This is a genomic window from Cellulosimicrobium sp. SL-1, assembly GCF_011033075.1.
GTDB classification, from domain to species: Bacteria; Actinomycetota; Actinomycetes; order Actinomycetales; family Cellulomonadaceae; genus Cellulosimicrobium; species Cellulosimicrobium funkei.
This window is the reverse complement of the sequence record NZ_JAACJC010000002.1, coordinates 313216-326503: the sequence shown is the minus strand read 5'-3', so window position 1 is coordinate 326503 and position 13288 is coordinate 313216. Positions and strand designations below refer to the sequence as shown.

9 protein-coding genes are annotated in these 13288 nt (G+C 74.9%); 6 read left to right on the top strand and 3 right to left on the bottom strand.

The genetic code is table 11. From position 1 onward, the window contains the following. Positions 1–19 precede the first annotated feature (19 nt). The 4 genes from GWJ10_RS04055 to GWJ10_RS04040 all read left to right on the top strand — a co-directional run bounded on the left by GWJ10_RS04055 (position 20) and on the right by GWJ10_RS04040 (position 6061). Complete coding sequence (locus GWJ10_RS04055; protein WP_082774551.1) at positions 20–757, top strand: TetR/AcrR family transcriptional regulator; 738 nt, start codon at positions 20–22, stop codon at positions 755–757. Continuing rightward, on the top strand, positions 754–4170 hold the full coding sequence (locus tag GWJ10_RS04050) for a hypothetical protein (protein WP_163185383.1): 3417 nt from the start codon (positions 754–756) through the stop codon (positions 4168–4170). The genes GWJ10_RS04055 and GWJ10_RS04050 overlap by 4 nt, the downstream gene beginning before the upstream one ends. A gap of 119 nt (positions 4171–4289) precedes the next feature. Beyond that, a complete protein-coding gene (locus GWJ10_RS04045; RefSeq protein WP_076404578.1) occupies positions 4290–5249 on the top strand; it encodes an ATP-binding cassette domain-containing protein in 960 nt (319 codons plus the stop codon). Then, positions 5246–6061 (top strand): ABC transporter permease, encoded by an 816-nt coding sequence (locus tag GWJ10_RS04040; RefSeq protein WP_076404184.1) that lies wholly within the window; start codon positions 5246–5248, stop codon positions 6059–6061. The genes GWJ10_RS04045 and GWJ10_RS04040 overlap by 4 nt, the downstream gene beginning before the upstream one ends. Here GWJ10_RS04040 and GWJ10_RS04035 read toward each other — a convergent pair. Next, positions 6058–7143, bottom strand: a complete 1086-nt coding sequence (locus tag GWJ10_RS04035) for a DUF1080 domain-containing protein (protein ID WP_163185380.1) — start codon at positions 7141–7143, stop codon at positions 6058–6060. The genes GWJ10_RS04040 and GWJ10_RS04035 overlap by 4 nt on opposite strands. 90 nt (positions 7144–7233) lie before the next feature. Between GWJ10_RS04035 and GWJ10_RS04030 the strand changes: the two genes are divergently transcribed. After that, on the top strand, positions 7234–7893 hold the full coding sequence (locus tag GWJ10_RS04030) for a GntR family transcriptional regulator (protein ID WP_206158327.1): 660 nt from the start codon (positions 7234–7236) through the stop codon (positions 7891–7893). Positions 7894–7960: 67 nt separating this feature from the next. On the opposite strand, the gene GWJ10_RS04025 is transcribed toward GWJ10_RS04030, so the two are convergent. Then, entirely contained in the window at positions 7961–8392 is a 432-nt protein-coding gene (locus tag GWJ10_RS04025; protein ID WP_163185377.1) for a hypothetical protein, read from the bottom strand. 215 nt (positions 8393–8607) lie between these two features. Then, positions 8608–9639, bottom strand: a complete 1032-nt coding sequence (locus GWJ10_RS04020; RefSeq protein WP_241005657.1) for a LacI family DNA-binding transcriptional regulator — start codon at positions 9637–9639, stop codon at positions 8608–8610. Positions 9640–10279: 640 nt separating this feature from the next. Between GWJ10_RS04020 and GWJ10_RS04015 the strand changes: the two genes are divergently transcribed. Further along, a complete protein-coding gene (locus tag GWJ10_RS04015) occupies positions 10280–13246 on the top strand; it encodes a family 20 glycosylhydrolase (protein WP_163185374.1) in 2967 nt (988 codons plus the stop codon). Positions 13247–13288 lie beyond the last annotated feature (42 nt).

The following is a 13288-nucleotide window of genomic DNA, read 5'->3' as shown; positions in this document are numbered from 1 at the left end:
CCTGCCGAAGGAGACGGTGATGAACGAGAGCGACCCCGCAGGTGGCGGCGCCACGACGGGGACGGCCGGGGGCCCGGGGACGACGACCGCGACGGGCGCTCGCGGCACGACGGCGGCCGGCCTCCCCGACCGCCGCATCGTCCGCGGCGAGCAGCGCCGGCGCGAGATCCTCCGCACGGCGGTCGAGGTGTTCGGCGAGCAGGGCTTCCGCGGGAGCTCGCTGCGCGAGATCGCGGCCCGCGTGGGCATCTCCGAGGCCGGGCTGCTGCACCACTTCGGCAGCAAGGCCGGCCTCCTCACGGCGACCCTGGAGGAGCGCGACCGGCGCGACCGGGTGCGCCGCGGCGAGGACGAGGCGGCCGGCGCCGACCTGCTGACCACCATCCGCGACCAGGTGCGCCGCAACGCCGAGACCCCCGGCCTCGTGTCCCTCCACGTGGTGGTCGCCGCCGAGGCGACCGACGCGACCCATCCCGCGCACGACGTCGTCCGCGACCGCTACCGCGCGCTGCGCCACCAGGACGACACCCGCTTCCAGGACGCCGTCGCCCGGGGCGAGCTGCGCCCCGAGGTCGACCCGGCCGCGATCGGCCAGCTCTTCTCCGCCGTCATGGACGGCCTGCAGCTCCAGTGGCTGCTCGACCCCGACAACGTCGACATGGTCGCCCTCTTCGACCAGTTCCTCGCGCTGCTGCGCCCCGACGGCACGTCGCCCGCAGCACCCGAGCCCCGCACCACCGAGCAGGAGACCGCGTGACCCTCACCGCGACCGAGACCCCCGCCCGCGCCACGCTCACCTCGGGCGGCCTGACCGTCGAGCTCACCGGCGGCGGCGACGTGCGCGCCGTCAGCACGGACGGCCTGCTCGTGAACCAGTACCTGCCGGGCGAGCACGACCGCATGCCCGGCGGGATCCTGCTGCGCGCCACGCGCCCGGACGGCACGGTCGAGGTCGCGCGACTCACCGGCTCGGCCCCCGCTGTGACGGCGGTCGAGGTCGGCGCCGACCGCGTCGTGTGGTCGGGCGCCGCGCTCGGGCTCGCCACTCGCGTCGCGCTCACGCTCGACGGGCGCGCGCTCGTCTGGCGCGTCGACCTCACGGTCGGCCCCGCGACGGACGACGGCACGCGCTACGACGTCGTGCACGCGCAGGACCTCGCGCTCGCGCCGCCCGCGGCGGCGCTGTCGAGCGAGCCGTACGTGTGCCAGTACCTGCTGCACCGCGCGCTCGAGCACCCCGACGCCGGGACCGTGCTCGTCAGCCGGCAGACCATGTCCGCGCAGCCGCGCCTCCCGCTCGCCGTCGCGTTCCTCGTCGAGGGCGCCGTCGCGCACCTCACGGACTCGCTCCAGGTCTTCACCGCCCGCTCGCGCCGCGACGGGCTGCCGCACGGCCTGCTCGGGCCCGTGCAGCCGGGCGTGCTCCAGTACGAGTACGCGATGCCGACGCTCGTCTCGCGTCCGCTCGACCTCTCGACCGGGACCGCGGTCGTGCACGCCGTGACCGTGGTCGACGCCGACGCGCCCGGGCCGCTCGCGGCCCACCTCGACGAGGTGTCCGGCTGGGCCGCCGCCGCGGTCGCGGCCGCAGCCGCCGACCGCCCGACCGCGCCCTTCACGCCGACCGCCTCCGCGCTGCGCGACGCGCCGCTCCTCGCGGGCGACGAGCTCGACGAGGCCGGGCTGCTCGCCGCCGTCGGCCTCGCCGCCGACGACGTGCTCCTGCCCGAGCGCGACGCCGACGGCACGCTCCTGTCGTTCTTCACCGCGACGGGGACGCACGTCGTCGACGCGCGCAAGGACACCGTGACCGAGCGCTCGCACGGGCACGTGCTCAAGGCGGGCGACGACGTGCTGCCCACGGACGACGTCCTCTCCACGACGGCGTTCGCGCCCGGCGTCTTCGCGTCGCACGTCGTGCTCGGCAACACCACGGCGAACCGCCTCGCGACCGTGCACCGCCACCACCTCAACCTGATGCGCAGCAGCGGCCTGCGCGTGCTCGTCGACGACGGCCGCGGGCCCCGGCTCCTCGGCCTGCCGTCCGCGCTCGTGCTCGACGTCGGCGGCGTCCGCTGGCGCTACGAGACGCCGCTCGGGCGGGTCGACGTGCGGACCGTCGCGCACGACCGCGAGAACCGCATCGACGTCGCCGTGCGCTGCGAGCGCCCGCTGCACGTCACCGCGACCCTCGAGCTCGAGGACGAGGCCGGCGGCTGGCTCGCCGAGCACGTCCCCGCGGCCCCGGGCGACGCCGTCGTGGTGCGGCCCATGCCGGGCGGCGACGTCGACGCGCACTACCCGGACCTGCGGTACGCCCTGGCGTCGTCCGCGCGGCTCGTCGTCGAGGAGGCGGGCGCCGGGGACGCCGCGTCCGGCACGACCCGCCGCCTGACGAGCACGACCGGCACCGGGTCGCTCACGCTCGCCCTCACCGGCTCGCTGCGCGGGACCGACGCCTCGGTCGGGCTCCTCGCGGGCGCGCACGACCCCCTGGCGGACGTCGACGCGACCCTCGCGCGCCACGTCGAGACCGTCCGTGGCGTCGTGCGCGGGCTGCGGTTCGTCCCGCACGCGACGGTCGAGACGCAGGAGCTTGACCTCCTCGTGCCCTGGTACGCGCACGACGCGCTGATCCACTTCCTCGTGCCGCACGGCCTGGAGCAGTACTCGGGCGCGGCGTGGGGCACGCGCGACGTGTGCCAGGGCCCGTTCGAGCTCGCGCTCGCGGGCGGGCGCCACGACGTCGCGCGCGAGATCGTGCTGCGCGTCCTGGCCCACCAGCACACGTGGGGCGAGTTCCCGCAGTGGTTCATGTTCGACGCCTACGCGGAGCGGTACAACGACTCCTCGCACGGCGACGTCGTCGTGTGGCCGCTGTTCGCGCTCGCCCAGTACCTGGAGGCGAGCGGCGACCTCGCCGTGCTCGACGAGCACGTCCCGTTCTGGGACCACGAGCAGCGCCGCTCGGCCGCCTCGGGGCCCGACGCCGCGGCGACGGTCCGCGACCACGTGGCCCGCCTGCTCGACCACCTCGACCGCGACCGCCTGCCCGGCACCGCGCTGCCCGCCTACGGCGAGGGCGACTGGGACGACACGCTGCAGCCCGCAGACCCGCGGATGCGCACCGACCTGGCGTCGACGTGGACCTCCGCGCTGCTCGTGCAGGCCGCGGAGCTGCTCGCCCGCACGACCGCGGGCCGCGACGAACTCGCCGCGCTCTCCGGGCGCGCGGGCGCGCTCGCGGCGGAGGTCCGCGCGGACCTGCGCGAGCGCGCCCTCGTGGACGGCGTCCTCGCCGGGTACGTGCGCCACGGCGCCGACGGCGACGAGCTCGTCATCCACCCGTCGGACACCGTCTCCGGGATGCGGTACCGCCTCATCCCCATGACGCAGTCGATCATCGCGGGCATCCTCACGCCCGAGGAGGCCGCGGACCACGAGCGCCTCGTGCTGGAGCACCTGCACTTCCCCGACGGCGTGCGCCTCATGGACCACCCGGCCGCGTTCGACGAGGGTGTGCCGCACACGTTCCTGCGCGCCGAGCAGGCCGCGAACGTCGGCCGCGAGATCGGCCTCATGTACGTGCACGCGCACATCCGCTACGTCGAGGCGCTCGCGGCCCTGGGCCGCGGCCGCGCGCTCGACGAGCTGCTGCGCATCAGCCCGGTCGACCTCGGCCGGCGCCTCGCGCACGCCGCCCCGCGCCAGCGCAACGCCTACTTCTCGTCGAGCGACGCGGACTTCCCCGACCGCGAGAGCTTCGCGCGCGACTTCGACGGGCTCCGCGACGGGAGCGTCGGGGTGCGCGGCGGGTGGCGCGTGTACTCCAGCGGCCCGGGCATCTACCTGCGCCAGCTCGTCCAGGGCGTCCTCGGGCTGACCGAGCGCGGCGGGGAGATCGTCGTCGACCCGGTGCTGCCCGCGGCGGCGGACGGCCTCGCCGTCGACCTGGACCTCGGCGGCCGCACGCGCCGCGTGGCCTACCGCGTCACGGCGACCGGGGACGGCGTGCAGGTGCGCGCCGGGAGCGGCCCGGACGCGCTCGCGCCCGTGCCGGCGACCCTGCGCACCGGTGACTACCGGCAGCGCGGCGTCGTCGTCGCGACGCGCGACCTCGGGGACGCCGCGCACGTCGAGGTCTCGGTGGGTGCGGGCTCGGAGATCTGACCCGGGGTCGTGGGGCGCGCGCGCCGTGCGCTCCCCGAGCGCTCCCGCACATTCCTCAGCAGACTGAGGGATGTGCGGGGTCCGTGGTGCGGCCGCCGCCGGGCACGGAGGAGGAGACCATGCCGGACGCCGCCATCGCCGCGCGGGGCCTGGAGCGCCGCTTCGGCCAGCACCAGGCCGTCGACGGCGTCGACCTCGAGATCGCGGCCGGGGAGGTATACGGGTTCCTCGGCCCCAACGGGGCGGGGAAGTCCACCGTGACCCGGATCCTGTGCACCCTCCTCGCCCCGACCGCCGGGACCGCGGTCGTCGCCGGGCACGACGTCGCGCGCGACCCCACCGCCGTCCGGCTGCGGATCGGTGCCGCCCTCCAGGAGGCCGCGCTCGACGACAAGCAGACCGGCGTCGAGATGCTGCGCCTCCAAGGACGCTTCTACGGGCTGACCTCCCGGGAGGTCGACCAGCGGGTGGCGGCGTTGCGCGAGCTCATCGACATCGGGGACGCGTTGGACGAGCGCGTCGGCACGTACTCGGGCGGGATGAAGCGCCGCCTGGACCTTGCGCTCGCGCTCGTCCACAACCCCGAGGTCCTCTTCCTGGACGAGCCGACGACGGGCCTCGACCCCACGAGCCGCGCCGCGGTGTGGCAGGAGGTCCGCCGGCTCAACCGCGAGCTCGGCATGACGGTCTTCCTCACCACGCAGTACCTGGAGGAGGCCGACGCCCTCGCTCGCCGCGTCGGCATCATCAACCGGGGTCGGATCGTCGCCGAGGGCACGCCGACCGAGCTGAAGAGCACGGTCGGCACGGACCTCGTCGTCGTCGAGACCTCTGCCGATCCGGACCGCGCCCGCGCCGCGCTCGACGGTCTCGGCGGCATCGACTCCATCGACGTCGACGAGCGGCGGCTCGTCGTCGCGGTCACCGACGGCGCGCAGGCCATCAGCCCGGTCGCCCTCGCGCTCGACCGCGCAGGGGTGCCGGTCGACGGGCTCACGCTGCGCCGCCCCACCCTCGACGACGTCTTCTTCCGTGTCACCGGCCAGCGCATCCTCGACGGCGAGGAGGAGCCCTCATGACCGGGACGACGTCGCGCGCCGCGACCACCGCCCGCACCATCACGGGGCGACCCGCCGGGTTCTGGCGCGACCTGACCTCGGTCGCGATCCGCGCGCTGCGGCAGATCCCGCGGGAGCCGGAGGCGATCGTCCCCGCGCTCGTCATCCCCCTGTTCTTCTTCGTCGTCAACGTCGGCGCGCTGTCCGACGTCGCCACCGCGACGGGGGTGAGCGACTTCCAGGCGTTCCAGATCCCGGTGGCCATCGTCTTCGCCGTGACCGGCGTGTCCCGTGCCAGCGCGCTGGTCACCGACATCACCGACGGGTACTTCGACCGGCTCCTGCTCACCCCGATGCACCGCACCGCGCTCCTGCTCGGGCTCATGGTCGCCGACCTCGTGCTCGTCGTGGCGCTGTCAGTCCCCGTGCTGGTGCTCGGCTTCGCGCTGGGGGTCGAGTTCGCGACCGGGGTGCCCGGCGTCCTGCTCTTCCTGCTGCTCGCCGGACTCTGGGGCCTCGCCTTCACGGGCTTCCCCTACGCGATCGCGCTCCGCACCGGCAACCCGGCTGCCGTGAACTCGAGCTTCCTGCTGTTCTTCCCGTTCGCCTTCCTCACGACGACGTTCCTCCCGCTCGACGCGCTCACGGGATGGCTCGCGACGATCGCGCGGTACAACCCGGTGACCTACCTCCTCGCCGCGCTGCGCTCGCTGATCATGGAGGGCTGGGACGCCACGGCGCTGTGGCAGGGCGTCGCCGCGATCGCGCTCGTCGCGGTGGTCAGCTTCACGCTCGCGTTCCGCGCGCTCGTCGGGCGCACGTCCCGCAGCTAGCAGTCGACGCCCTCGTACGGCGTCTCCACGACCTCCGGGCCGTCGGCGCCGGGGACCGTGAGCGTCGCGGTCCCCGCGTCGACCGACGCCGCACGGGCGCTGAACGCGCGGTACGCGTTGCGCCCCGGCGCCACGGCGTCGAACGTGCGCTCGCCGGCCGGCGTGCCGAGCGTGACGTCGAGCGGGACGCTCCCGACGTTCTCGGCGCGGACGGCGACGTGCGCCGTCCCGCCGAGGCACCGCGCGTCGGCCTCGACGTGGACGGGCGGCAGCTCGCGGACCCGCACCTCGCGGAACGACACGACGTCCGGCGCGGAGCCGTGCGCCTGCAGGCCGACGTACCCGACGGGCCCGCGCGAGCTCGAGTCCGGGTCGAGGGGGCGGTCGGGGAACGGCACGCCCGGCAGGTTCTCGTACTCGTTGATCACCACGCCGTCGCGGATCACCGTGTAGTGCTGCCCGACGACGCGCACCTCCAGCTCGTTCCACGTGCCCTTGGCGGTGGGCCGGGCCTCGTCGAGGCCGAGGTCGGCGAAGCCGTAGACCGAGCCCGTCTTGCGGGGGTCGTTCGAGCCGCCCTCGGGGGAGTCGTTGACCTGGATCTCGTGGCCGCAGTTGACCGCGATCCACGACAGGTTGCCCGTCTCGTTGCCGTTGAACGTCGTCGGGCAGCCCTCGACCGGACCGGACAGGTCGGGGAACCGCACCTGGATCCCGCTGTTCGCGCGCGCGTCGCCGGGGGCGTCGTCGCGGAACTCGACCACCATCGAGAAGTCGCCGTACTGGCGCACCGGGTACCAGAGGGTCCCGAACCCGCCGCCCGCGCCGGCGCGGCTGCGCACCGTGCCGTCGTCGAGACGGTCGAACCCGCCGTCGCCCGCGTACTCCCACGCGTCGAACGACTCCGGGGTGCCGTCGAGGATCACCTCGTAGCCGTCGTCGGCGGGTGCCGCGGCGGGCACGACCGCCGCCGCGGGCGCCGCGAGCGCGATCCCCGCGGCCAGGGCCGTCGCCCCGGCGATCCGGGCGCGGCGCACCCTGCCCTGGGTCGCGCGGGCGGGGGTACGGGTGGTGCTCGTCATCGGAACTCCCTCGTTCGACGCGGTCCCGTCCACCCTCGCACGGTCCGCGCGGGCTCTCAACGGCACCCGGGCCGGTGCGAGAATCGACGCGTGGCCGGAGCCGAGGAGCGAGTGCTGGAGTCCGCGCGGGTCGCGTCCCGGCTGCGGGACGAGATCCTCGACGGCGTGCGCGAGCCCGGCTCGCGCCTCGTCGAGCGCGACCTCGCCGCCGGGTTCGGCGTGAGCCGCATCCCCGTGCGCGACGCGCTCAAGGTCCTGGAGGGGGAGGGGCTCGTCGCGCTGCGCCCGCACACGTGGGCCGTCGTGCGGGCGTTCACCGACGCCGACCTCGCCGACCTGGACGAGGTCCGCGCCGTGCTCGAGCCGCTCGCGTTCCGCCTCGCCGCCGAGCGCCACGAGCCGCCGGGGCTGGAGCGTCTGCGCGCGGCGCTCGACCGCGAGCAGGAGGGCGCGCGCGCGGCCGACCCGGTGGGGTCGCGCCGCTCGGCCGCCGACTTCCACGAGATCGTCACGGCGCTCGCGGGCAACCGGCTGCTCGACGACATGATGCAGGGCATCCGCAGCCGGATGCGCTGGGCGCTGTCGCAGCACGACGACCTCGCCGACGTCACCGACGAGCACGTGGCGCTGTTCGACGCGGTGCGTGCCCGGGACGGCGACCGGGCCGCGGAGCTCGCCGCGGCCCACGTCGAGAGCAGCCGACGGCGGCGGGCCGCCCTCGCGGCGCGTCGCGCCGCGTCGCGGGCCTGACCCTCGGGCGCCCTCTCCCCGGCACCCGACGGGCCCGGCGCGTCGGACCGCGCGTCGGACCGGCGCGTCAGACCGGTCCGGACGTCCCGTCGCCGACCGACCGGGCCGGGATCTGGACGGCCTTGTCCCACGCGCCGACCAGGCGGCCGTCGGAGGTCTCCAGGCGGAACGGTGCGAGCGGGAGGTTGCCGGCCCGGCGCCGGGCCCGCAGCACGTCGAGCGCCTCCTCGTCCGTCTCCGCGCCGAACGGCTCGCCGCGCCGCGCACCCGTGGCGGTGACGACGCGATAGCTCGTCATCCGGTCGTCGTCGTGGTGGACCTCGTCGGCGAGCGCGGCGACCTCCTGGGCGATCTCGAGGCTCGGCAGCGCGCCCCACGTGTGGCCGGGGCCGTCGAGGGTCCAGGTGCCGGTGTCGTCGCGCCGGACGACGTACTCGCGCGAGGCGCTGCGGGCACGCCAGGTCCGGTGGTCGACGGCGGTCCAGGTGAGCATGTTCATGTGCGGTGAGGTGGGTCGGACGACGGTCGGTCACTCGTCGGTCGAGCAGTTCCCCCCTGCCGTGTCCGGCGACCCACGGGCAGCGTACGCGTACCGATCGCGCGCGCGTGTCCACCCTGAGGAGGAGATCGGGCGGCGGGTACGGCGTCCGCGTAGGCCGAGCGACGGACGCGCCCGACAGCCCGCTCGGGTGCGGGCGGCGTCGGGCCGTGCCCTCAGGCGGGCGGCGCGGTGCTCGCCCGGACGACGAGCTCGGGGTGCACGACCTCCGGCTCGTGCACGGCCTGCGGGTCGGTGACGAGGGCGACCACGTGCTCGACGGCGCGCCGCCCCATGTCGTGGAACGGCTGACGGACCGTGGTCAGGGGAGGGGCGGCGTAGGGCGCGAGCGCGATGTCGTCCATGCCGACCACGGACACGTCCTCGGGGACGCGTCGGCCCAGCTCGGTGAGCCCGCGGACGACGCCGAACGCCATCTCGTCGCTCGCCACGAAGACGGCAGTGACCTCGGGGAGGCGACCGAGGAGGAGCCCGTTGCGGTAGCCGGACTCCGGGGTCCAGTCCCCGTAGAGCACGGGGGGGACGTCGCGACGCGACTCTTCCAGGGTGGTGCGCCAGCCCGTGGACCGGCCGAGCGCGTCGTTCCACGACTCCGGCCCGGACACGTGCCAGACGGTCGCGTGCCCCAGGCCGAGGAGGTGCTCCGTCGCGACGCGGCCCGCCTCGACCTGGTCGACGGCGACGATCTCGGTCGCGAGGGACCGCATGCCGTCCACGACGACCGTGGGGACGTCGCGCGTCACCTGCGCGAGCGCGCCCTCGTCCCGCACGGGCACCGCGATGACGAGGCCGTCGACGCCCTGGTCGAGCAGACGTGCGGCGGCCTGCTCGATCGCGGCGGAGGAGAGGGACGAGGTGGACGCCGTGCTGACGAAGTACCCGGCCGCGCGAGCGGCCGTCTGCATGCCGAGCATGAGCGCGCTCGCGGAGTAGAAGTCGGTCTCGTGCGTGATGACGCCGAGGGTGCGGGTGCGGCCCGTGACGAGCGCCCGGGCGAGGCTGTTGCGCCGGTAGCCCGTCTCCTCGATCGCGGCGCGGACCCGGGCGCGGGTCACCGCGTTGACGTTGGGGTGCCCGCTGAGCACGCGCGACACCGTCTGCGCGGACACGCCGGCGACGCGCGCGACGTCGGCCATCGCAGGCCCGCGGCCGCGGGGCGACGGCTCGGGCGGTGACGCTGGGACCACGGGACCTCCTCGTCGGTGCACGGGCGCGTGCCCGGCAGCGTAGTGGACGCGGTGGACCGTGCCTCTGCGCCGCGCCACCGCACGCCGCGCAGATCTCGTGTTGACGATAACAGGCACGAGGGCTCGGGTGAGGTCGCTGGGCGGATGGTCGCGGCCTCTTGGTTCGCTGCGGGGGTTGTTATGGATATCACCTTGTGTCAGAGTGAGCCGCGCACTCGGGGCACGGACGCCCCCTTCCGCACGACGTCGTCAGAAGGAGTGCCATGACTGCTCCGCGGGCCACCCGGATCGAGGGCGTCGCGGGGCGAGGGTGCGCCGCCCCGAGCTCCGTCCAGGAGCCGTCGCACGTCGTCACCGGCTCGCTGGGTGCCGGGGACGGGGACCGCACGCGGTCCCGGCGGGGCCGGTCCCGGTCACTACTGGGGGTGACCGGCACCGGCTCGCCCTGATCGGCACCTGCCCCGATCCTTGCTCGCACCGCACGACGTCCACACCGCAGTCGGCGCTAGGTTGTCTGACGTCAGATAACCCTCCCGACGCCCTACCGTCCTCGCCGCGCACGCGGCTGAGGCCTCACCGGATCGAAGGAGATCGACACATGCACCGACCAACCCACCATCAGCGGCCGAGGAGGGTCGCCGTGTCGGCGGCGCTCGCGGTCGCGCTCGTCGGGGCGCTCACCGTCCCGGCCGCGTCGGCGGCGCCCACCGGGGCGCCTGCGTCCGCACCCGCCGCGGTCGAGCGTGCGGCCGCCGACCCGCCGCTGCCGGACGTGATCCCGTCGCTGCGTGACTGGGCCGACGCCGCGGGCTCGTGGAGCCTCGCGGCCGGGACCCAGGTCGCCACCGGGGGGGACGACGGGCTCGCCGGCGCGGCGGACGTCCTGGCGGACGAGCTCGGCGCGCTGCTGGACGAGGACGTCCCGGTCGTGGCCGACCCCACCGCCGCGAGCGTCGTCGACCTGGCCGTCGACGACGGCCGCACCGACCTCGGGAAGGAGGGGTATGCGCTGACCGTCCACGCGGGCGGCGTCACCATCGTCGGCGCGACACCGCAGGGCGCCTTCTACGGGACCCGGACCCTCGCCCAGATGCTCGCGCAGCAGACCGTGCTGCCGGCCGGCTCGGCGGTCGACGTGCCGCGGTACGCCGAGCGCGGCGTGACGCTGTGCGCCTGCCAGATCAACGTCTCCGAGGAGTGGATCGACCGGCTCCTCGAGGAGATGGCCTCGCTCAAGCTCAACTACCTGCTCGTCGAGCTCAAGCTCAAGAGCACGGCGCACCCCGAGACGGCGACCTGGAGCTACTACACCCCGGAGCAGCTGGGCCGGGTCGTGGAGAAGGCGGACGCGCTCGGGATCGACGTCATCCCGGAGATCAACTCGCCCGGGCACATGGAGATCTGGCTCGAGAACAAGCCGGAGCTGCAGCTCGTCGACCGCAACGGGGTCCGGGACGAGGTGCGGCTCGACATCACCCGGCCGGAGGCCTTCGACTTCTACACCGACCTGCTCGACGAGTACCTCGACGTGTTCACGTCCGACTACTGGCACATGGGCGCGGACGAGTACATGATCACGACCGGTTTCCAGAACTTCCCGCAGATCGAGGCGTACGCGAAGTCCCTGTACGGCCCGTCGGCGACGCCGGACGACGCGTTCGTGGCCTTCGTGAACAAGGTCAACGCGTACGTCAAGGAGACGCACGGCAAGACGCTGCGCATCTGGAACGACGGTCTCGTGGGCCGCAACACTCAGCCGGTCGACACGGACATCGTCGTCGAGCACTGGCTCGGCACCCCGGTCAGCCCGCAGGCGCTGCTCGACGCCGGCCACCCGGTGATGAACTCGTCCTACGCGCTCTACCTGGTGCGCGGCGGGCTCAAGATGAACACCAGGAACCTGTACGACCAGCGCTGGGACGTCGGGCGGTTCTACGGCTCGACCGTCGACCCGGCGCACCCCGGCCTCACCGGCGCGAAGGTGAGCCTGTGGCCGGACAGCGCCGCCGCGCAGACCGAGAACTCGGTCGAGGAGGAGATGTTCATGCCGCTGCGCTTCATCGCGCAGACGACGTGGACCGCGGGGTACGCGAAGAGCACGTACGCCGAGTTCGAGGCGCTGGCCCGCTCCATCGGCCGCCCCGCCGGCTGGGAGAACGTCGACCGCACGCCCGTCGAGGACGGGGCGTACACGCTCACCACGACGGACGGCGACGGTCTCGGCACGACGCCTGCGGGGTCCCTCGCGGCCGGTCCGGACGTGCGCGACGGCTGGGTCCTCACGGCGACGGCCGACGGGTACCACACGGTTCGCTCGACGGCCACGGGCCTGTGCCTCGACGTGGTCGACGGCAAGCGCCGCCTGGGTGTCCCGGTCGAGATCGGCGTGCCGGTCGTCGCCTCGGCCTGCGGCTCGTCGAACATCCAGAAGTGGCAGCTCCTCGCGACCGACGACGGCTTCGCGGTCGTCAACGCGTCGACGCGCCAGCTGCTCTCCGTCGACGAGGACGGCACCGTGGTCCAGCTCCCGCCGGACATGACCGGCACGGTCTGGACGGTCGAGCCCGCCGTGGCGGTCGACGTCGCGGTCGACACCCGGCGCGTGCTGCCGGGCGCGTCGGCGACGGCCACCGTGACCGTCGAGAACACGACGGACGCCACGCTCGAGGGCGTCGCGGTCGCGGCGCAGGCGCCCGCGGGCTGGACGGCCCCGGCCGCGACCCAGGTCGGCGACCTCGCGCCCGGTGCCGACCGCACCGTGACGATCGCCCTCGCACCCGCGACGGGCACGTGGGGCCTCGGCCGCGTGCCGGTGGCGGTGACGTGGACCGTCGGCGGGCAGGAGCGCTCCGCCGGCGCCACCGTGGACCTCGTCGCCGTGAGCACCGCCCAGCCGTCGCGGCCGGTCGCGGTGATCGACGTCGACAGCGAGGAGACGCAGGGGGAGGACGGCCGAGCGGCCAACGCCATCGACGGCAACCCCGCGACGTTCTGGCACACGCGCTGGAGCGGGTCCGCCCCCACGCCGCCGCACCACGTCGCGCTCGACACGGGCGCCGAGCAGCAGCTCTTCGGGCTCACGTACACCCCGCGCACGGGGACCGGCACGGGTGCGGCCAACGGACGCATCGGCGCGTACGAGATCTACGTGTCGACCGACGGGGAGAGCTGGGGCGAGCCGGTCGCGGCCGGGTCGCTCCCGAACGTCGCGACCCCCTCGACGATCGGGTTCGCCCCGACCGTCGGCCGGTACGTGAAGCTCGTGGCGCTGCGCGAGGTGAACGGGAACCCGTGGACGACGGCCGCGGAGATCGCGGTCGACGGCGCGCCCGTCGTCGCCCAGCCCACGATCACGGCGCACGCGAGCGCCCGTTGCCTCGCGGGCAAGGCCTACGTGGCCGTCACGGCTCGGAACACCGGGAGCGCACCCGCGGACCTCACGCTGCGGTCCGCCTTCGGTGAGCGGACCGTCACGGGTGTCGCGCCCGGGGCCTCCGCCTACCAGTCGTTCGCCTCGCGCACGACGGCGGTCGACGCCGGCAGCGCCGAGGTCGCGTCCGCGTCGGGCACGGCGCGCGCGGAGTTCGCCGCACTGCGCTGCGGCTGACGGACCACGTGCGGGGGCCGGTGCCGGCCGGTCCCCGCACGT

Excerpts from the sequence above, each read along its gene's own strand:
- GWJ10_RS04055 (WP_082774551.1), top strand. The coding sequence starts at position 20 with ATGAACGAGAGCGACCCCGCAGGTGGCGGCGCCACGACGGGGACGGCC.
- GWJ10_RS04045 (WP_076404578.1), top strand. The coding sequence starts at position 4,290 with ATGCCGGACGCCGCCATCGCCGCGCGGGGCCTGGAGCGCCGCTTCGGC.
- GWJ10_RS04040 (WP_076404184.1), top strand. The coding sequence starts at position 5,246 with ATGACCGGGACGACGTCGCGCGCCGCGACCACCGCCCGCACCATCACG.
- GWJ10_RS04035 (WP_163185380.1), bottom strand. The coding sequence starts at position 7,143 with ATGACGAGCACCACCCGTACCCCCGCCCGCGCGACCCAGGGCAGGGTG.
- GWJ10_RS04025 (WP_163185377.1), bottom strand. The coding sequence starts at position 8,392 with ATGAACATGCTCACCTGGACCGCCGTCGACCACCGGACCTGGCGTGCC.